The sequence below is a fragment of the Halomonas alkaliantarctica genome (assembly GCF_029854215.1).
Taxonomy (GTDB): Bacteria; Pseudomonadota; Gammaproteobacteria; order Pseudomonadales; family Halomonadaceae; genus Vreelandella; species Vreelandella alkaliantarctica_A.
In genome coordinates, this window is record NZ_CP122961.1 from 2,166,071 (window position 1) to 2,185,831 (window position 19,761).

Genomic DNA, 19,761 nt, shown 5'->3' on the forward strand with positions numbered 1-19,761 from the left:
ATTCTTACCCACTCCCATGGCGGCCCATGAGCGAAACAGCTTTCATTTTTGTAGACGTTGAGACCACCGGCACTCGCGCAACAAGGGATCGGGTTACCGAAATAGCCGCCCTCAAGGTCGTCAACGGCGAGCTGGTTGACCGCTGGTCGAGCTTAATTTACCCAGAGTGCAAAGTGCCCGCGCAAATCACCCAACTGACTGGGATTCGCGACGACATGCTGGCTGATGCGCCACGCTTTGCGCAGATAGCGGAGTCGCTTCGGGAGTGGCTGGGCGACGGGCAGCTAGTGGCCCACAATGCGCGCTTTGACTACAGCTTTTTGCGCAACGAATTCAAGCGTGCCGGGCAGGATTACCGTGCGGCCTTGATATGCACGCTGCGCTTATCCCGCCGAATAGCGCCCCAAGAGCGCCAGCACAACCTAAAAGCCCTGCTTAACCGCTACGGCATTACACCCACCCGCCGCCACCGTGCCGGAGACGATGTCGATGCGCTTTGGTCACTCTGGCAAACGTGGCATGTTGAGCATAGTGATGAAGCCTGGCAGCGCCTGCTGGGCGATGAGCGCCGCCACCGCACGCTGCCCGCCCACCTGGATAGCGCTCAACTGGAAGGGTTACCCGCCTGCCCTGGGGTTTACCTGTTTTACGGTCACAACCGGCTGCCCCTGTATGTGGGCAAAAGCATCAACCTACGTAGCCGCGTACTGGGGCACTTTCAGCGCGACCACCAAGACGACAAAGAGATGCGCCTCGCCCAGCAGGTGCAGCATATCGAGTGGGAAGAGACCGCCGGCGATTTAGGCGCCCAGTTGCGTGAAGCGCAGCTGGTTAAAACGTTAATGCCGATCATGAACCGGCAACTGCGCAAGCAGCGCAAGTTAACTACCTGGCACTGGGCGGAGGAAGCCGACCACCCTGAGTTACTTAGCGGTAGCGCGCTGACCCAGCCACTAGGCGGCACACTGTATGGTTTGTTTCGTAATGCGCGGGAGGCCAAGAACGCCTTGCGCACCATTGCCGAAGAGCAGCAGCTCTGCCCTCGGGTGTTGGGGCTTGAAAAAGGTAAGGGGCGCTGTTTTGCCAATCAGGTGGGTAAGTGCCGTGGGGCGTGCAATGGGCAGGAGACGATAGCCGCGCATACCCAGCGGGCGCAGGAAGCGCTCATTCAGCTTCAGGTCAACGTATGGCCCTGGCCGGGTAGTATTGCGATTGAGGAGAAGTCAGCGGGCGCGACAGCGTCTGCATGGCATGTCGTTCGTCAATGGTGCTATCTGGGCAGCGCGGCAAGTTTTAATAAAGCGCAGACGCTGGCGGAAACACCCGCCAGCTTTGATGTAGATAGCTACCGCATTTTGAACCGTTTTTTACGTTATCCAGAGCAGCACGGCTTAACGGTTACGCCGCTCTGATAAGGCAGCGTTTGTTTGTATGACTGAGCATGCCTCTACTGGGCGTCAAGGAACGCTTCGACCGCCTGCTGAAAGGCCTCCGGCTGGTCGGCATGTAGCCAGTGACCGGCATTTTTAAGCGTTACCACTCGGGCGCGGGGCAACACCTCTCGCAGTGCGGGCAGCATGTCGTCGGCTACGTAGTGAGAATCGCCACCGCGCAGCACCAGCGCCGGGCCCTCATAGGGTTTCTCGCCGTCAGGCACGCCGATGATGTCGCTATAACCGCGCTTGATCTGATCTAAGCCTACCCGAAGCGCCATCACGTTATCGTCGTTGCGCACCAGGTTGGTGGCCAAGAACAGCCGCGTGGGCCGGAAATCCACATGCTCGGCCAGCAGATCATCGGCTTCACGACGGTTTTTGGGCTGCCCTTCCCGCACGTTGTCCAGCGCGGCAAACACATCATCGTGGCCGTGCTCATAAGCCACCGGGGCAATGTCGGCCACAATCAGCGACGCCACCCGTTCAGGCGCCAAACGCGCCAAGCTGATCGCGACTTTGCCACCCATGGAGTGCCCCAGCACGTGAGCGCGCTCGATCGAGAGCTTATCGAGTAGCGCGATAACGTCATCCGCCATGGTGGTGTAACGCATTCCCTCTGCATGGGGCGAGCGGCCATGGTTGCGCAGATCCAGTGCAATCACTCGGCGACTGCGCTGCCACACTTTCAAGTGCGAACGCCAATTATCGGCACTTCCCAGCAAGCCATGAATCACCACCAGCGGAGTAGTATCCGCGGCGGATCCTTCGGCAGGCATATCGATAAAATGGAGATCAACGGTGGCAACGTCAGTCATGCTAGCTCCTAAGCCTTGTGGCCTCTGTGGGGTGTTTCGCTATTAAGCCGTGCGCGGTGTGGCATCTACCTGTCCAGTCCAAACCACCAAACGGCGAGTTAGCCAGGCAAGCAGCAGGCCATACAGCGGCAGGAAAAACAGCAGGCTGATGGCGAGCTTAATCGCGTAGTCGACTGCGGCGATTTCTACCCAATTGGCGGCCATGAACGGGTCTGGGCTGTTATAGAACGCCGCCGAGAAGAATGCAAAAGTATCGGCCAGGTTACCCAGCACCGTTGAGCAAACCGGAGCTACCCACCATGCCCACTGGCGCAAGCGGTCAAACACTTGAACATCCAGCAATTGGCCAATCACATAGGCTAGGAAGCTGGCCAGGGCGATACGGGCGACAAACAGGTTCCACTCCGAAAGCGCTTCAATCCCGGCGAAGCTGCCGCGGGGAAATACCACGGATACCACGTAGGAGACCAGCAGCGCGGGCAGCATAACGCGCAGAATAATCGATCGCGCAGGCCCTTTACCAAACAGCCGCACCGTTAGGTCGGTGGCTAGAAAGATAAAGGGAAAGCTAAATGCGCCCCAGGTGGTATGAAAGCCAAACAGCGTAAACGGTAGCTGAACGAGATAGTTACTGGCGGCAATAATGCCGATATGGAAAGCCACCATCACCATTAGGCAACGGCGGTGCTGAGTCTCACTCAATGCGAACATGCGGATAGACCTTTTTTTAATAGATAAGAGGGGTTAGGGAACCCTCGGGCAGTAAGCGCAGTCGGTCAGCTTTTTAAAAAACCCCTACGCCATTCTGGGGAGCGCATTATACGGCTTCTATATGATATTAAAAGCCAAGGGATGGAACCTGCCACCCCTTAGCAATCTGCATGCCCTCGCACTTGGCTAATGTAGCCGCATCAATCCAGCGGTGTGGCTTTGTCCGCAGCGCCTACCGAGCGATCACGCATGGCGGCGTGAACATCGGCCAGGCTGGTGGGGTCATCAATGGTGGAAGGAATGCCAAACTCTTTGCCGTCGGCAATCGTACGCAGCAGCTTGCGTAGAATCTTACCCGAGCGGGTTTTGGGCAAACGATCGACCACTAACACCTGCTTGAAGCAGGCAATTGGGCCAATATGCTCACGAACCCGCGCAATCAGCTCGGCCTCCAGTGTGGCTTCATCGCCATCAAAACCATCTTTAGGAATCACCAGACCGATTGGTAGCTGCCCTTTCAGATCGTCATGAATCCCAATCACTGCACACTCAGCCACCGCTGGGTGGGCGCCGACCACTTCTTCCATTTCCCCTGTTGAAAGCCGATGACCCGCAACGTTAATGACATCATCGGTGCGGCCCATAATGAACAAGTAGCCCTGCTCATCGAAATAACCGCCATCACCGGTTAGATAGTAGCCGGGGAACGCCGCCATATAAGCGCTATGAAAACGCTTCTCGTCACGCCAAACGCCGGTCAAGCAACCCGGCGGCATGGGCTGTTTGATCACCACACTACCCTGCTCCATGGGTTTTGCCTGCTCGCCGTCGCGGTTGAGCACTTGCACATTGAAGCCGGGAACGGGGAACGTTGCGGATCCCGCCTTGGTAGGCACAGGCTCTATACCGGGCAAGTTAGCAGCTATTGGCCAGCCGGTTTCGGTTTGCCACCAGTGGTCAATCACTGGCACGTCCAAAAGGTCATCCAGCCAGTGAAACGTGGGGGGATCGAGGCGCTCACCGGCCACGTAGAGATGCTTTAGGCTGCTGATATTGTAGTTCTCTAACAGTTTGGCATCGGGATCTTCTTTCTTAATCGCGCGAAACGCCGTGGGCGCGGTGAAGAAGCTCTTCACCCGGTACTCTTCAATCAACCGCCAGAAGCTGCCCGCATCGGGGGTTTTTACCGGCTTGCCTTCGTACACCACCGTGGTGCAACCCATTAACAAAGGGGCGTAAACAATGTAGGAGTGCCCGACGACCCAGCCCACATCCGAGGCGGTAAAGAACACATCGCCGGGCTCCAGGTCGTAGATCGCCTGCATCGAATAGGCCAGCGCCACCGCGTAGCCGCCGGTATCGCGCATCACACCTTTGGGTTTGCCGGTGGTGCCGGAGGTATACAGGATATACAGCGGGTCGGTACCTTTGACCGGCACGCACTCAGCAAATGGTGCTGTCGCAACCAGCTCTTCCCAATCGTGATCGCCTGGCCCCAATTCAGCCCGGTGCGCTTCCCGCTGATAAACCACGCAGGTATCCGGCTTATGGGCGCTTAGTTCAACGGCCTGATCCACCATCGGTTTATAGGGCAACACCTTGCCCAGCTCGATTCCGCAGGAAGCGGCGACCACCACTTTAGGCTCGGCGTCTTCAATCCGCGCCGCCAGCTCGTGGGGGGCGAAGCCCCCAAATACCACCGAGTGAATAGCGCCAAGCCGGGCGCAGGCGTACATCGCCACCAAGGCTTCGGGGATCATCGGCATGTAGATCACCACACGGTCGCCTTTGGTAACGCCCAACCGCGCCAGCGCCCCCGCGAAATACGCCACTTTATCTCGCATTTCGCGGTAGGTAATGGTCTGCTTGGCCTGTGCAGCAGGCGAGTCCCAGAAGATCGCCGCCTGGTCACCGCGCCCATTTTCGACGTGGTAATCCAGCGCAGCGTAGCTAAGATTCATTTCACCATCGCTAAACCAGCGTGCATGCTTTTGCGAAGGGTTTTGCTCATCGTAGCTGAGGATGGTTTGAGGCGGCGTATACCAGGGAATACGTTTGGCCTGCTCGGCCCAGAACGATTCAGGGTGTTCGATGGAGCGTTGGAAGGTGTGTTGGTAGCGGCTCATGGTGTCCCTATCTTTTTTGTAGTAGCGATTAAGAAGGATTGTTGACACTGTATAAAGGAAACCGACATTTTACCCTCATACTATGGGCTAAATAGCGACCAAAGCGGTAGACGAACCCTCACATTGTCGACAAGGTAGCGAATAACTACCATTGATTAATCGTTAAACAACAGCTTGGACAAAACTCACTAAATTACTGATCATTAAACAACTTGATCCTCGCGACGCGTCGATGCCTTAAACAACGTATAACAATGCTTATAAAACGCTGATGTAACAGTGTAGGCAAGGAGAACCTTATGTCTGCTTCTACAAGCGCCGCTACACGCCTGCTTGAACATAACTGTCGTGCTATTGAAGCGGGAACTAACCTGCTTAAAGCGCTGGCTAACGAGAAACGGCTGCAAATACTCTGCCTTCTTGCCGAGAAAGAGCTGTCAGTAACGCAAATCAATCAACAACTTGCCTTAAGTCAGTCGGCGCTTTCCCAGCACTTAGCCATTTTGCGGCGTGATGAGCTTGTTGATACTCGGCGGGAGTCACAAACGATCTATTATTCGTTAAGCAGTGAAAGTGCCAAGGCCGTGATCGATACCTTGGCACACCATTACGCCGCCTAACGTTTCAAGGTTTAATTTCAGCGCCGCTGCCATCCAGCGGCGTCAATTACACCAAGCGCTTTCAGCGTGGCTTTTTCGACGCCTTCCGACACGGCTAAACCAAGTTTACGGCTGAAGGTTTTGGGGGCTTCTAGTTTCACCGTGAATACTTGCGCCTCAGACATACGTCCCACCAAATAGGCTTCGCTGGTCCCTACGCTGTCGACAAGCTGTAGGGGTAATGCTTCGCTGCCGTACCAAATTTCGCCGGTAGCAAGGGTGTCGATATCCATGGCGGGGCGCCGTTCTGCCACATAGCTTTTAAACAAGCGGTGCGTATTCTCCAAGTCCTCTAAGAACTTTGCCTTACCCTCTTCGGTGTTTTCCCCTAGCACGGTCAGGGTGCGCTTGTACTTACCGGCGGTAAGCAGTTCGACGTCAATATCGTGGCGTTTAAGCAACCGGTGAATATTGGGAACTTGCGCCACTACGCCGATGGAGCCAATCACCGCAAACGGCGCCGCTTTAATATGCTGTGCGGTACAGGCCATTAGGTAACCACCGCTCGCCGCCACTTTGTCGATACAAACGGTCGTGGTTAGTCCCGCCGTGCGCAGCCGGTCTAACTGTGCTGCTGCCAATCCATAGGCATGCACCAGGCCACCCGCAGACTCAAGGCGCACCACGACCTCGTCTTCCTTAGCGGCAACACCAATAATAGCTGACACCTCTTGAGCAAAATGCTCGGTTTGCGAAGCTTTCAGATCGCCATGGAAGTCGAGCACCCACACTCGCGACGTTGGCGTGGCGTCTTGCTCGGCCTTGTTTGCTTTCTGACGCTTTTTATCTTCGCTGCGAAATAGTTTCAGCAGTTTTTTGCGCGCGCCAGGAAGCGTGGCGGCCATGCGCAAACGCCGCACACGGCGGCGACGCTGATCGTTGAGAGGCTCGATAGTGAGCTTCAGGTCACTCTGTTTGTCCTGCTTGGTTCGCGCAATCAGCAGCAAGCCAATGCCTATCAGCGCCATCACGACGGTGGTTTGCACAATAAAGGTGCCTATTTCCGCTACCCATTCATTCATTGACGTTCTCCATTAGAGGCTTGATTCCTTTATGACTCGTGCGTTGGTATATGCGTTTGCGAAGTGTGAGTCCAGCGCTTGATTAGAACGCTCGTATGAAATAACCTCGCATGCCTTTACAATTATTTCTTTTGGTTACGGTCGCTAGCCTTGGCCTGAACTATTTAATACCCATCTACTTAATTGAGAGATATGTTATGTCGAACAATACCCTTGAGAAGCTAAAAGCGCGTTTTAATCCGGAAGCGGCAAAGGACATGGATGAAGTTTTCCAGTTTCACTTTACCGATGCGGGCAGCTACTACTTAAATATCCAAGATGGCACGCTGGACGTACAAGAGGGTGAGCACGACGATCCTTCTGTTAGCTTAAGCCTAACCACTGACACGCTAAAAGGCATTATGAGCGGCGAAATCAATGGTATGACGGCGTTTATGACCGGCAAGCTTAAAGCCACCGGTAATGTCATGCTGGCCACTAAGCTGACTAGCTTATTCCCCAGCGAGTAATCGTCCTATCGGCACGCGGCGCCGCTTACTTTTCGCGCCAGCGTGCCAAATGGGTTTCGATCAGTTCGCGGGATATCGAGTAAGGCGGCGGCAGAGAGGGTAACTGACGAGGAGAAAACCACGCGGCATCGCTAATCTCCACCCCATCGATGCGAATGCGACGGGTGGTGGCTTCGGCGAAGTAACCAAACATCAACGAGTGCGGAAAAGGCCACGCCTGACTTTGGTGATAACGCAGTTGATCGATATACACGCCCACCTCCTCAAACACCTCCCGGTGCACCGCCTCTTCCGCTGACTCCCCCGGCTCGATAAAACCTGCCAACGTGGAGTAACGCCCCGGTGGAAAGCGCGGACTGCGGGCAAGCAGCATCGCCTCGCCACTGGTTACCAGCGTGATAATGCACGGCGAGATACGCGGATAGTTGCGGTGCCCGCAAGCGTGGCAGTGCATAGCGAATTCCGCAGTCAGCTTGGTGGCCGGTGCACCACAGCGACCACAGAACCGGTGGTTCTCTAACCAAGCACCTACCTGCAGCGCCGTAGAGAGCAGGCTAAACCAGGCGACGGAAAGCTCGCTCATCCATTGCCGACCATCAATCCAGCCGCTTCCAGCCTGGGGCTCAACCAGCAGCGCCACCGGCTCATCATCCCAGTAACATAGCGGCTGCATCTGCTCTGTCCAGGGTTGATAAGGCTGCAGCGGGGTCAACTCTTCGCTGCCGTTTAAAGGGGCTGGCGCCAACAGGCTACGCGACAGCCGAATCACCCGCCCTGCTTGTTCGTGATGGGGAATTTCTCGCCTAAGCATCGCTGGCTGCACCCTCAAACCAGTTCAATTGATGCGCCTCGCACTTGGCCTGGTGGGCCGCTCGCTCTTCGTCGGTGGGCCGCACCACGCGCAGTTGGCCAGGCGTTAAAGAAAGCCGCTGAATCGACATCCCCTCATTGGAGGTATCCGCCTGCTCCTGTTCCGCTGCGGAGGCCGCATCCAAGGTCAGCGCAGTCTGGCCCCCGGTCATCGCCAGATAGACTTCGGCGAGGATTTCAGAGTCTAACAGTGCGCCGTGCAGCACCCTGTGGCCGTTGTCGATATCGTAGCGTTTGCATAAGGCATCAAGGCTGTTGCGCTGGCCGGGGTGCATCTTCCGGGCCATGGTCAGCGTATCTAATACACCACAATGGTCCCTTACCGGCCCCAATACAGGGGATTTGCGCTGCCGGTTCAACATGCCCAGCTCGTGGTCAATAAAGCCCACATCGAAGGGTGCGTTATGAATCACCAGCTCAGCGCCTTCGATAAACGCCCAAAACTCATCGGCTATTTTGGCGAACACCGGCTCGTTGGCGACTCTAGCGTCATCAATCCCGTGAACTTCGACGACTTCAGCGTCGATATGCCGTTCGGGGTTGATGTATTGATGATAAGTGCGGCCAGTGAAGCGTCGATTGACCATCTCAATAGCACCAATTTCGACTAGGCGATGGCCATCTTTTGGGTCGATACCCGTAGTTTCAGTATCTAAGATCACCTGACGCATCATGCTCTCCTTTTTTGGTGCTCATCAATCGCTTCATTGGCCAGCGAATCGGCGCGCTCGTTGCCAGGGTGGCCGCTGTGCCCTTTTACCCAGTGCCACTCCACTTGGTGGCGCTGGGTCTCTTCGTGCAGAGTCTTCCACAGCTCGGCATTTTTGACCGGCTGCTTGGCAGCGGTCTTCCAGCCGCGCTTGATCCAGTTATGAATCCACTGGGTGATTCCCTGGCGAACATATTGGGAGTCAGTCCAGATCGCCACTTCACAAGGGGTATTGAGGGTGCGTAGCGCCATAATCGCGGCCATTAACTCCATGCGATTATTAGTGGTATCCGCCTCGTAGCCTTTCAATGTTTTCTCGTGCTCGCCACTCGCCAGCACGACACCCCACCCGCCGGGCCCTGGATTGCCCCTGCAAGCTCCATCGGTGTACACCGTTACCCGAGGTAGATCTCCCGCCGCCTCTTTAGTCAATCTCTCGATCCTCCGGTGTCTGTAAATCAGCTTTATTTGAATCAGCCTTGTGCATGCCCGTTTGCCGTGTTTTGGCTTGCGATGTTTTCGCGGGATGTGCTTGATAAGCTTGGTAGTGGGCGGATGAGCCAGAGCGGGTAACACCCAACGACGCCGGAGATGCTGGCGCCTCCAAGCCAAATTTCAAGCGCTGTACCGGCGCTTGGCGCTGCTGTCGGCGCGCTTGAATCATATAACTTTCACCCAGCGGCAGGTTATGACGCCGCCCTAACGACTCCCAATACTCACCGCACTTGGCATTCATCCGCCCCCGAAAACAGCAGTAGTCTACCCGCTCCACCTCAAAGTCGACAAACGCCAACCAGTCGCGCAGGCGGCTAGCAGAGCGCCAGGTACCGCTCCAGGGAAACGTCTGCTGGCGCTTTCGCCACTGCCGTGCAAGGCCACTCACGCCAATGGGGTTAAAGCCAAACAGCACCATAATGCCGTTATCAGCGGTGACCCGTGCGGCCTCCTGGAGCGTGAAGTGGGCATCGGTTAAGTGTTCAAGCCAGTGGTGAATGACCATCACATCTAAACAGCGATCCGGCAGTGCAAGTTGATCCGGAGGACATACCAGGGTGCTATCATTTTCGGCCAACTGATGCGTAGGCGACCAGCGTATGGGGTGCGCAATGGCCGACATGGTCATCAATGCCGGCCCCATGCTCATTTCCAAGCTATGGCCGCCCACACGCGATTCCACCACGGGCCCTAAGCAACCACGCTGGGTTTCCCAGAGCGAACGCCCTGCCTCTGTTTGCCAATAAGGCTGGCTACTTTGTAAGCGCTTAGCCAGTGTCGTGGCCGTCGTCGAATTTGACATGAACAGCGCTTCCCTCCACAGTAACGGCTTTTTAACGCCTTTTACGCACCGATTTAGCGCTAATAAGCGCAATGTTTCATGTGTTTTTTCGTAACTTAAAGGATCTCGCCGATGATGAGCGTGACACCGATCCCTGCCCTTAGCGACAACTATATTTGGCTATTAAGACAAGATACCAGTCAAAGCGTTTGTGTGGTGGATCCCGGTGAAGCTGCCCCGGTGATCGAGTTTCTTGAGCGTGAGTCGCTCACCCTAAACTGCATTCTGATTACCCACCATCACCATGATCATACGGGTGGTCTAGCAGAATTAATTAAACGCTACTCACCACACGTTATCGGCCCGGACAATCCCACGATTGAAGGCATTGATGAAACCGTGGGTGACGGAGATGAAGTCCGCATCATGGGGCGCTTATTTGACGTCATGGCGACCCCCGGCCATACGCTGGATCATATCAGCTACTACACAGCAGGTATCCCTGCGCTACTGTTCTGCGGTGACACTCTGTTTTGCGCGGGTTGCGGTCGTTTATTCGAGGGTACCCCGGAGCAGATGTACACCGCGCTGAAAAAATTTGCGGAACTCCCTGAAGATACACTGGTCTTTGCAGCCCATGAGTACACTCAGGCAAACCTAACGTTTGCCCGTGCTGCGGATCCTGAAAACGAAGACGTTAAACACGCCTTGCAGGAGTGTGAAAAGGCGCGGGCACTGGATCGCCCCACCTTACCCAGCACGATAGGACGCGAGCTGACAATTAATCCCTACCTTCGCGTGGGCACTGATAGCGTGCGCCAGGCTGCAGGTACCCAGGGTGTTAATCATGATGATCTCGCTACGTTCACCACTCTACGAGAGTGGAAGAACCGTTTTTAAGAACGCTATCGAAACCAAACGAATGTAACTATGACCTATCGAACGATTCGCCAGCGCTTGATGCTGAGCGCGGGCAGTACCGTAATAATGGGCCTAATGTTAACCGCTGCGGCAAGCTCACAAGCCTCTGCGACAGGCTATGAAGGATCTACTGCTTCAAGCAGCACTACAAAACCACGCCCCACGCCGTTTCAGACCCACTTTTGGGAGGCACTGGAGCTGGAACCCCAAGATGCTTGGACAACGCTGCGGAAAAGCTTCCAGTGGCAAGAAAAGTCACTGCCACCGGAGGCCCAAGCGCGGGTAGACGAATGGATTGAGTACTACCGTTCCAGTCCCGAGAACATTGCCACTATCACCGAACGAGCCACCCCTTGGCTTGCCTGGATTACCCAGCAAGTGAGTGAGCGCGGCTTGCCTGGTGAGGTTGCGTTAATACCCTTCGTTGAAAGCTCCTTTGATCCAGGCGCGCGTAGCCACCGCGGTGCCGCTGGACTCTGGCAGTTTATGCCTGGTACCGGCGATGCACTAGGCTTGGTACGTAACGGGAACTACGATGGCCGATTAGACGTGGTGACCTCTACCGCAGCGGCGCTGGACTACCTGGAAATGCAGGCAGATCAATGGTACGAAGGTGATCTAATGCTTTCACTCGCCGCTTATAACGCAGGCGCGGGCACCGTCAATCACGCTCAGCGCCAGGCCCAGGGTCAAGGTTTACACGGCGAGTACTGGGATCTCCAGCTGCCCTACGAAACCATGAACTATGTACCCAAGCTGAAAGCAATCGCGACGATTATTAACGACCCAGAGCAATACGGTGTCAGCTTGCCGGAAATACATGTTGATCCGGCCTTTGCAAAAGTGCAGTTGACCCACCCATTGAGTCTCTCAGAAGCCTCCCAACTACTGGATGTAAGCCAAACAGCGTTAGCTGAGCTAAATCCGGGCCTGCTTAATGGCAGTATCGACCCACGCAGCGCCCAGACACTGCTGGTACCTGAAGAGGCGGATACTCAGGTACTTGCGCAACTTGCACAGGGTGGCAGTCAAACACAAGCTAGCAGTGGCAACACTCACCGCGTTGAAAGGGGGGATAGTCTCTCTGCGATTGCAGCCCAGTATAATGTTGACCAGCAAGACCTTATACGCTGGAATGCAATTGACCGCCCCAGCGCTTTACAACCAGGCCAACTGCTGACACTTTCAGGGCGTTAAGCCGGGTTAAATAGTTGGCTTTGTTCACATGGGATGTCACCAATGCCGCGTGGTTTGTTTCTTGCGAAAACGCTTCTACTCATCAGTGGCCTGCTGTTCAACGTATCGATACTGGCTTCAGACGCCGAAACGATAGCGACAGAGCCGACGCCTAACAGCGATTCATCATCCGCCGCCATCAGCCCCAACGTCGTGGGTGACTTAAACACCGATGAAAACAACGTGGTCCCGGTTGAAACAGTTCACGGGCTATCGCTCTACGATAGCCCCGAGTTAGAAGCCGACTTCCCCTACTTCCCCCATGTAAATCCCCAGGCTCCCAAAGGCGGCACCATTACCCATACCGCCGTGGGGAGCAGCTTCGACTCGACCAATCCGTTTATTATTCGCGGCACGCCGGTTACCGGCATTTCACAAATTTACGACACCCTGATGGCCAGCAACCCCAATGAGCCATTCAGCCTCTATGGCTTGCTGGCCGAGGGCGTGCGTCTTGACCCTGACAGGGAGTGGATCGAGTTCGACTTACGCCCTGAAGCGCGTTTTCAAGACGGTGAACCGGTCACGGCCTACGATGTGGTGTTCTCGCTTAACTTGCTCCGCGAAGAGGGCAATCCGTTTTACGCCAGTTACTACGCGGGTGTGGAAGAAGCCATCGCCCTCAATGAGCATCAGGTACGCTTCACTTTTAACGATACTCAATCGCGAGAGCTGCCGTTAATCATCGCCCAACTGCCCATACTCCCCCGCCATTACTGGGAACCCCGCGAGTTCACATCCCCTACTCTGGCGGCGCACCCAGGCTCTGGGCCCTACCGCATTAGCGAAATAGATCCTGGTCGGCGAATTGTTTACCACCGCGATGAAGATTACTGGGGCAAAGATTTACCGGTCAATATTGGCCGCTACAACATCGATCGCATCATTTACGACTACTACCGTGACCGGGATATTGCCTGGGAGGCGTTTAAAGCGGGGCTGACCGACTTTCGCACCGATGCCCGCGCCTCAACCTGGGCAATTGGCTACAACTTCCCAGCTTATGAAGAGGGCTTGGTAAAGCGGCTAACGGTACCGGACGTTAATCCTTCCATGATGCAGGCGTTTGTCTTCAATCTGCGTAAAGAGAAGTTCCAAGACCCCAGAGTCCGTGAAGCATTGAGCCTTACTTTCGATTTCCCGTGGCTCAACACCAATATTTTTTACGGCACCTACCAGCGCACCGAGAGCTTTTTCCAAAACTCAGAGATGGAAGCCACCGGCTTACCATCCGAAGCGGAACTGGCGTTGCTGGAGCCCTTTCGGGAGGAGTTGATTGCCTCTCATGGCTCTGACCGCCTATTCACACAGCCACTGCCTATCGATCAACCCATTGAGCTGCGCGAGCGGCTCCGCAAAGCGCTCGACCTACTCCGCGAAGCGGGCTACCGCGTTGAAGATGGCATACTGGTTAACCAACAAACTGGTCGCCCCCTAAGCTTGGAAGTGCTGCTCTATGACTCGGGGCTTGAACGGGTGGTGCAGCCCATGCTTCGCAACATGGCCCGCTTGGGTGTACAGACGTCACTGCGTATCGTTGATATTAATCAATATTTAAACCGGCAGCGTAATTATGACTATGACATAGTGATCAGCCATTTCCCTCAGTCGAACAACCCGGGCAATGAACAGCGCGACTTCTGGACCAGTGAAGCCGCCGAGGCACCGCAAAGCCGTAACCGGATGGCGCTGGCACACCCGGCGGTCGATGCACTGGTAGAGGAGATCATTAGTGCTCATGGCCGCGAAGAGTTGGATACCGCCACGCGCGCACTGGACCGAGTGCTGCGCTGGGGGTTCTATGTAATTCCCCATTACCACTCTGGTGAGACCCGTATCGCCATTTGGGATAAATTCGGCTACCCGGAACCCTTCCCCAAATACGCCATGGATCTAGATGCGTGGTGGGTAGATACCGACCGTGAAGCAGAACTACAACGCCGCCAGCGCGGCCGTTAACTCTGGCTATGTTACAACTGCTCTAGCGCAACGGCTTGTCCTAAACGGTTTCATCATCAACCTAGGAGTGCTCTGTGGCCCGTTACACCCTACGCCGACTGCTGCTAATGATTCCGACCCTTTTCGGGATCATGCTACTCAATTTTATTATTGTTCAGGCGGCGCCGGGTGGGCCAATTGATCAAATGCTGGCGCGTTTTGAAGGCGCCGATGCCATGGCCAGCACTCGCTTGGATATGGGGGGCGCCGACGTTCAAGTCAGCGATGACTCTCGGGGAGCCCGGGGCATTGACCCACGCTTTATCGAACAGCTAGAGCAGCAGTTTGGTTTTGACAAACCCGCCCACGAGCGATTTATCGGCATGATGGCCGACTACCTCACCCTCGATTTTGGCACCAGCTTCTTCCGCGACCGTCCTGTCACCGAGCTGATGATCGAGCGGCTGCCGGTTTCCATATCGTTGGGGCTCTGGACGACGCTACTGGTCTATTTAATCTCTATCCCGTTAGGCATTAAAAAAGCGCTACGCCACGGCTCCCGGTTTGACGTCTGGTCGTCGGGATTAGTGATTGTTGGCTATGCCATCCCAGGCTTCCTGTTTGCCATCTTGCTCATTGTCCTGTTTGCTGGGGGCACCTACTGGGACTTATTCCCTTTACGCGGTTTGACCTCGCCTGACTTCGACCAGCTTTCAGCCTGGGGCAAGGTCAAAGACTACTTCTGGCATATCACGCTGCCGGTTATCGCCGCCTCGATTGGCAGCTTTGCCACGCTGACAATGCTAACCAAAAACAGCTTTCTGGATGAGATTCACAAGCAGTATGTGATTACCGCCCGCGCTAAAGGCGCCGATGAGCGACGCGTGCTTTACGGCCATGTATTTCGCAACGCCATGCTGATTATTATCGCGGGCCTACCCGCCGCCATGATCGGTATTTTCTTCACCGGCGCGCTACTCATCGAAGTGATCTTCTCCCTGGATGGGCTGGGTCTGCTCGGCTTTGAAGCGGTCATGCAGCGGGATTATCCGGTGATATTCGGCACCCTCTTCCTGTATACCGTGATCGGTTTAATCCTCAAGCTGATTTCCGATTTGACCTACGTGTGGGTAGACCCGCGTATCGATTTTTCGACTCGGGAGTCGTGATAATGGCCTCTTTATCGTCACGTTTATCGCCTATTACTCGCCGTCGAATGGCCGCTTTTAAAGCCAATCGGCGTGCCCGGGTGTCACTCTGGTTATTTGCCACGCTGTTTATTCTCAGCCTTTTTGCCGAATTGATTGCCAATGACAAACCGATCGTGATGGAGTACGACGGCCAGTGGTACTTTCCCATGCTGGTGGACTACCCAGAAACAGAGTTTGACGGCTTTCTACCGACCCGAACGGACTATCTGGATCCCTTTGTTCAGCAACAAATTGATGATCATGGCTGGGCTCTGTGGCCCATCATTCCATTTTCATACCAGACCCTGGATATGAATATGACCCGCCCTTCTCCGGCACCGCCGGATAGCCGCCACTGGCTGGGAACCGATGACCAGGGCCGGGATGTGACGGCACGGGTGATTTATGGCTTTCGACTCTCGGTGGCCTTTGCGCTGGTACTCACCGCAGGATCGTTAATCGTCGGTGTCGTGGTGGGGGGTGTACAGGGCTACTTTGGCGGCAAAATTGATTTGATCGGTCAGCGATTTACCGAAATTTGGTCCGGCTTGCCGGTGCTGTTCCTACTCATTATTTTAGCCAGCTTTGTTCAGCCGGGATTTTGGTGGCTGCTGGGGATTATGCTGCTCTTTTCGTGGTTGGGTCTGGTGGATATCGTACGCGCCGAGTTCCTGCGGGCGCGTAATTTGGAGTATGTGCGTGCGGCCAAAGCCATGGGTTTGCCGTCACGCTTGATCATGTGGCGCCACGTGCTACCCAATGCCATGGTCGCCACGCTAACGTTTATTCCGTTTCTGTTTACCGGCGCCATTGGCACCTTGACCGCTCTGGATTTTCTCGGCTTCGGCCTGCCTCCAGGCGCTCCCTCGCTAGGTGAACTGGCGGCCCAGGGCAAAAACAATCTGCACGCCCCTTGGCTGGGCATCACGGCGTTTATGACCCTGGCGATCATGCTTTCGCTGTTGGTATTTATTGGCGAAGGCTTGCGCGACGCCTTTGATCCCCGCCACGTACAACGGCGCCAAGCAGGCCCTGCCCAGGAGACACAGCATGCCTAATCCCCTGCTGCGCATTGAACATCTTGATGTCGCTTTTGATAACACCCCCGTGGTGCACTCCCTCTCGTTAACTCTCAACGCGGGTGAAACCCTGGCCATTGTCGGTGAGTCCGGCTCGGGTAAATCGGTATCGGCGCTGGGCATGGTGAATCTGCTGCCCAGTAATGCCACCGTTCAAGGCGAACGCTGGCTGGGTGATACCAATCTGGCCACGTTAACGGAAACTGAGTGGAACACCGTGCGCGGTAATCGCGTCGGCTTTATCTTCCAGGAGCCGATGACCTCGCTCAATCCTCTGCATCGTGTGGGTAAGCAGATCGGTGAAGCATTGCGGCTGCATCAAGGGCTGCGCGGCCAAGCGGCCCGTGAGCGCAGCAAAGAACTGCTGGAACAAGTGCAACTACCGCGCCCGGATGAACTACTGGATGCCTGGCCCCACCAGCTCTCGGGTGGGCAGCGACAGCGGGTGATGATTGCCATGGCGATTGCCAACAACCCCTCACTGCTGATTGCCGATGAGCCCACCACCGCGCTGGATGTCACGGTACAGCAAGAGATTCTCGCCCTGCTGCGTGAACTACGCGATCACCATGGCATGGGCATGCTGTTTATCAGCCACGACTTGAACCTGGTTCGCCGTCATGCAGACCGCATTTGCGTTATGTATCAGGGGCGCATTCAGGAAATAGGCCCTGTGGAGCAGGTCTTTCAGCACCCGCAAAGCGATTACACTAAAGCGCTGCTCGCCGCTGAGCCGGAAGGTAGGCCCCAATCTATTGAGCAAGCAGCGCCACTATTAACGGCTCGACAGTTAAGCGTGAGCTTTAAACGCCCTAAAACCGGCATATTTAAGCGCCAACCGCCCGCTTTTGTGGCGGTACATCCAATCGATTTCCAAATCGCGCCAGGGGAAACCCTGGGCATTGTGGGTGAGTCAGGTTCGGGAAAAACCACGCTGGCATCGGCGGTTATGCGGCTGGTCACTAGCCAAGGCGACGTTACCCTTGGCAACGATAAACTAAGCGCCCTGACCGGCGATGCGTTACGCCGCCACCGTCACCGCTTACAGATGGTGTTTCAAGACCCCTATGGCGCGCTTTCACCGCGTATGCCGGTGTTTGATATCGTCAGCGAAGGGCTGCGCTTTCACTACCCTCATCTCACCACTGAAGAAGTCGCCCAGCGGGTCAATCAAACGCTGCGCGAGGTTGGCTTGCCCGAGAGCTGTGCCGCACGTTACCCCCACGAGTTTTCCGGCGGCCAGCGCCAGCGAATCGCCGTAGCAAGGGCGATAATCCTAGAACCAGAATTGCTGGTGCTGGATGAGCCAACCTCGGCGTTAGACCGTACCGTGCAGAAGCAACTAGTCGCCCTGTTGCGCGATCTGCAGGCGCGCCGTCAGCTAAGCTATTTGTTTATTAGCCACGATCTTGCCGTCGTGCGCGCCATGGCACACCGTATTATGGTGCTCAAGGATGGCGAAGTGGTCGAACAAGGCTCTTGCCTAGAGGTGCTTTCAGCGCCACAACACACTTATACTCAAGCGCTGATTGCCGCTGCGCATTTGACGCACTAGTTGAATTAGCCACCAAGCTTTCTGCTGTTAGTGAGCGGAGCAAGATAACGGTATAAATATTCAGCTAAAATAAAGCCGCTTCCCATCTTGGAAAGCGGCCAATGCAAACTTTAACCAGGGACTCAGAAAAGCGCGATTTCGTCGGTGGTTAATTCTCGCCATTCGCCTGGAGCCAGGCTGGCATCCAAAGCTAAGTCACCGATAGAGCTCCGGTGCAGTGAGTTCACGTGATTACCCAAGGCAGCAAACATACGCTTCACCTGGTGATAACGCCCTTCGGTAATAGTGAGCTCAGCCTGGGTGGGCGAAAGCAGTCGCAGTGTTGCGGGCTGCGTCGGCGTCTCTTCCCCATCCAGCATCAGGCCATCGGCGACTTGGCCAATCGCCCACTCAGCCGTTGCGCCTTCCATAGGCTCGGCTAGCTCGGCGATATACACCTTGGCGCAGCGATGGCGCGGAGAAGTAACGCGGTGTGACCACTGGCCATCATCGGTTAGCAACAGCAAGCCCGTGGTATCCACATCTAACCGCCCTACCGGCTGTAACCGATCCGCTTTGGGTAGATCAATTAGATCGATTGCTCTTTGATAGAGACCACGCCGGGCGTTACATTCAACGTCGACGGGCTTGTGCAACATAATGTAGCGCAACCCCACCAGCGCCAACCGCTCGCCGTTGAGTACCACCACATCGTTATCGGTATCGATTTGAGTCGCCGACTGTTTGATCGGCTCACCATTTAAGGTCACTTCGCCATTTTTGAGTGCCCGCTTGGCGAGGCTGCGGGTTAACGGTGAGGTTTCACTCAAAAAGCGATCAAGGCGCATCATTAACCCACTCCTGGCAGCAGCTTAAAGTGGTCGGCATCTTGCCAGGCAGGAAATTTTTCACGAAAAGCATCAAGGGCAGTTTTATCCAGCGTGCCCGTCTCTATAAACGGGGTATGGGCAGGTTTATCAATTAACGCTTCGCCTTTGAAGTCGACCAACAGGGAGTCGCCGCTGTAGGCAAGCCCTTTGGCATCTTCTCCAACGCGATTAACGCCAATTACATAGCTTAGGTTTTCTACCGCGCGGGCCTGTAGCAGCGTGCGCCAAGGATGACGCCGCGGTGCTGGCCAGTTGGCGATACACAGTAGCGCATCATACTCGAAATGCTCCCCTTCTGCTGGCTGCTGGCGCATCCACACAGGAAAACGCAGATCGTAGCAAACGCTCAGCAGCAGCTTAAAGCCATTAAGCTCTACCACTTTGCGCTCACTACCCATGCCGTAGCGCTCATGCTCACCGGCCATACGAAATAGGTGGCGCTTGTCGTAGTGGGTTAATTCCCCCTCTGGCGTCGCCCAGATCAAGCGATTATAAAACTCGCCTTCCTCTTCAATCGCCACGCTGCCGGTCATCACGCAGTTACGCGACTTCGCCTGGGCCTTTAGCCAGGCAACGCTTTGGCTCTCGGCCATCGGCTGGGCCATTTCGCGGGAGTTCATGGTAAAGCCCGTGGCAAACATTTCCGGCAATACAATCAGATCCGTATCGCTGCTATCCAACTCGCCCAGCAACTCCTCAAGGTGGGCGTGGTTGGCCTGGGGGTCTTCCCAGCGCAGATCGCACTGCACCAGCGTGTTCCTAAGTTGACTCACTTAACACCTCCAATTCGTCAGTCTCAAGGCAACGTTTATGCTAGATTAGCATCTTTAAATAATGAGG

19 protein-coding genes are annotated in these 19,761 nt (G+C 55.4%); 9 read left to right on the forward strand and 10 right to left on the reverse strand.

What is annotated here, in order from left to right; all coding sequences use genetic code 11:
* Positions 1 to 26 precede the first annotated feature (26 nt).
* Entirely contained in the window at positions 27 to 1,412 is a 1,386-nt protein-coding gene (locus tag QEN58_RS09920; RefSeq protein WP_280103533.1) for a 3'-5' exonuclease family protein, read from the forward strand.
* Positions 1,413 to 1,447: 35 nt separating this feature from the next.
* Here QEN58_RS09920 and QEN58_RS09925 read toward each other — a convergent pair whose 3' ends face one another.
* From QEN58_RS09925 to QEN58_RS09935, 3 genes are all read right to left on the reverse strand, one after another.
* Positions 1,448 to 2,251, reverse strand: coding sequence for an alpha/beta fold hydrolase (locus QEN58_RS09925; protein ID WP_280103534.1), 804 nt, complete (start codon positions 2,249 to 2,251; stop codon positions 1,448 to 1,450).
* Between the two features lie 42 nt (positions 2,252 to 2,293).
* Positions 2,294 to 2,962, reverse strand: a complete 669-nt coding sequence (locus tag QEN58_RS09930; RefSeq protein ID WP_280103535.1) for a 7-cyano-7-deazaguanine/7-aminomethyl-7-deazaguanine transporter — start codon at positions 2,960 to 2,962, stop codon at positions 2,294 to 2,296.
* A 200-nt stretch (positions 2,963 to 3,162) separates the two neighbouring features.
* A complete protein-coding gene (locus tag QEN58_RS09935) occupies positions 3,163 to 5,136 on the reverse strand; it encodes a propionyl-CoA synthetase (protein WP_280103536.1) in 1,974 nt (657 codons plus the stop codon).
* A 251-nt stretch (positions 5,137 to 5,387) separates the two neighbouring features.
* On the opposite strand from QEN58_RS09935, the gene QEN58_RS09940 reads away from it, so the two are divergent.
* Positions 5,388 to 5,708: an ArsR/SmtB family transcription factor gene (locus tag QEN58_RS09940; RefSeq protein WP_022523354.1), complete on the forward strand. Its 321-nt coding sequence runs from the start codon at positions 5,388 to 5,390 to the stop codon at positions 5,706 to 5,708.
* A 17-nt stretch (positions 5,709 to 5,725) separates the two neighbouring features.
* Here the strand turns inward: QEN58_RS09940 and sohB are convergent, their stop codons facing one another.
* Positions 5,726 to 6,769 carry a protease SohB gene (gene sohB / locus QEN58_RS09945; protein ID WP_280103537.1) on the reverse strand — a complete coding sequence of 348 codons (1,044 nt, stop codon included), beginning with the start codon at positions 6,767 to 6,769 and terminating at the stop codon, positions 5,726 to 5,728.
* 197 nt (positions 6,770 to 6,966) lie between these two features.
* Here sohB and QEN58_RS09950 point away from each other — a divergent pair, with 197 nt between their 5' ends.
* The gene (locus QEN58_RS09950) at positions 6,967 to 7,278 is read left to right on the forward strand and encodes an SCP2 sterol-binding domain-containing protein (RefSeq protein ID WP_280103538.1); all 312 of its coding nucleotides are present in this window, start codon (positions 6,967 to 6,969) and stop codon (positions 7,276 to 7,278) included.
* Positions 7,279 to 7,303: 25 nt separating this feature from the next.
* Here QEN58_RS09950 and nudC read toward each other — a convergent pair whose 3' ends face one another.
* From nudC to QEN58_RS09970, 4 genes are read right to left on the reverse strand one after another with little or no spacing between them, the layout of a single operon-like run.
* Complete coding sequence (gene nudC / locus QEN58_RS09955; RefSeq protein WP_280103539.1) at positions 7,304 to 8,089, reverse strand: NAD(+) diphosphatase; 786 nt, start codon at positions 8,087 to 8,089, stop codon at positions 7,304 to 7,306.
* Positions 8,082 to 8,819 carry a DNA polymerase III subunit epsilon gene (dnaQ, locus tag QEN58_RS09960; protein ID WP_280103540.1) on the reverse strand — a complete coding sequence of 246 codons (738 nt, stop codon included), beginning with the start codon at positions 8,817 to 8,819 and terminating at the stop codon, positions 8,082 to 8,084. Before dnaQ ends, nudC begins: the two co-directional genes overlap by 8 nt.
* Positions 8,819 to 9,289: a ribonuclease HI gene (rnhA, locus tag QEN58_RS09965; protein WP_280103541.1), complete on the reverse strand. Its 471-nt coding sequence runs from the start codon at positions 9,287 to 9,289 to the stop codon at positions 8,819 to 8,821. Before rnhA ends, dnaQ begins: the two co-directional genes overlap by 1 nt.
* Complete coding sequence (locus tag QEN58_RS09970) at positions 9,282 to 10,154, reverse strand: class I SAM-dependent methyltransferase (RefSeq protein ID WP_280103542.1); 873 nt, start codon at positions 10,152 to 10,154, stop codon at positions 9,282 to 9,284. Before QEN58_RS09970 ends, rnhA begins: the two co-directional genes overlap by 8 nt.
* Positions 10,155 to 10,265: 111 nt before the next feature.
* Here QEN58_RS09970 and gloB point away from each other — a divergent pair, with 111 nt between their 5' ends.
* From gloB to QEN58_RS10000, 6 genes are all read left to right on the forward strand, one after another.
* Complete coding sequence (gene gloB, locus QEN58_RS09975; RefSeq protein WP_280103543.1) at positions 10,266 to 11,033, forward strand: hydroxyacylglutathione hydrolase; 768 nt, start codon at positions 10,266 to 10,268, stop codon at positions 11,031 to 11,033.
* A 30-nt stretch (positions 11,034 to 11,063) separates the two neighbouring features.
* Positions 11,064 to 12,251 carry a transglycosylase SLT domain-containing protein gene (locus tag QEN58_RS09980; protein ID WP_280103544.1) on the forward strand — a complete coding sequence of 396 codons (1,188 nt, stop codon included), beginning with the start codon at positions 11,064 to 11,066 and terminating at the stop codon, positions 12,249 to 12,251.
* Positions 12,252 to 12,293: 42 nt separating this feature from the next.
* The gene (locus QEN58_RS09985) at positions 12,294 to 14,249 is read left to right on the forward strand and encodes an extracellular solute-binding protein (protein ID WP_280103545.1); all 1,956 of its coding nucleotides are present in this window, start codon (positions 12,294 to 12,296) and stop codon (positions 14,247 to 14,249) included.
* 74 nt (positions 14,250 to 14,323) lie between these two features.
* Positions 14,324 to 15,397: a microcin C ABC transporter permease YejB gene (locus tag QEN58_RS09990; RefSeq protein WP_007114307.1), complete on the forward strand. Its 1,074-nt coding sequence runs from the start codon at positions 14,324 to 14,326 to the stop codon at positions 15,395 to 15,397.
* A 2-nt stretch (positions 15,398 to 15,399) separates the two neighbouring features.
* Complete coding sequence (locus QEN58_RS09995; RefSeq protein WP_280103546.1) at positions 15,400 to 16,476, forward strand: ABC transporter permease; 1,077 nt, start codon at positions 15,400 to 15,402, stop codon at positions 16,474 to 16,476.
* Positions 16,469 to 18,052 carry an ABC transporter ATP-binding protein gene (locus tag QEN58_RS10000; protein ID WP_280103547.1) on the forward strand — a complete coding sequence of 528 codons (1,584 nt, stop codon included), beginning with the start codon at positions 16,469 to 16,471 and terminating at the stop codon, positions 18,050 to 18,052. The genes QEN58_RS09995 and QEN58_RS10000 overlap by 8 nt, the downstream gene beginning before the upstream one ends.
* Positions 18,053 to 18,174: 122 nt before the next feature.
* Here QEN58_RS10000 and QEN58_RS10005 read toward each other — a convergent pair whose 3' ends face one another.
* Together QEN58_RS10005 and QEN58_RS10010 are read right to left on the reverse strand one after the other, a co-directional pair.
* Entirely contained in the window at positions 18,175 to 18,879 is a 705-nt protein-coding gene (locus QEN58_RS10005; protein WP_280106922.1) for a pseudouridine synthase, read from the reverse strand.
* Between the two features lie 2 nt (positions 18,880 to 18,881).
* Complete coding sequence (locus QEN58_RS10010; RefSeq protein ID WP_280103548.1) at positions 18,882 to 19,694, reverse strand: amidohydrolase; 813 nt, start codon at positions 19,692 to 19,694, stop codon at positions 18,882 to 18,884.
* Between the last annotated feature and the right edge of the window lie 67 nt (positions 19,695 to 19,761).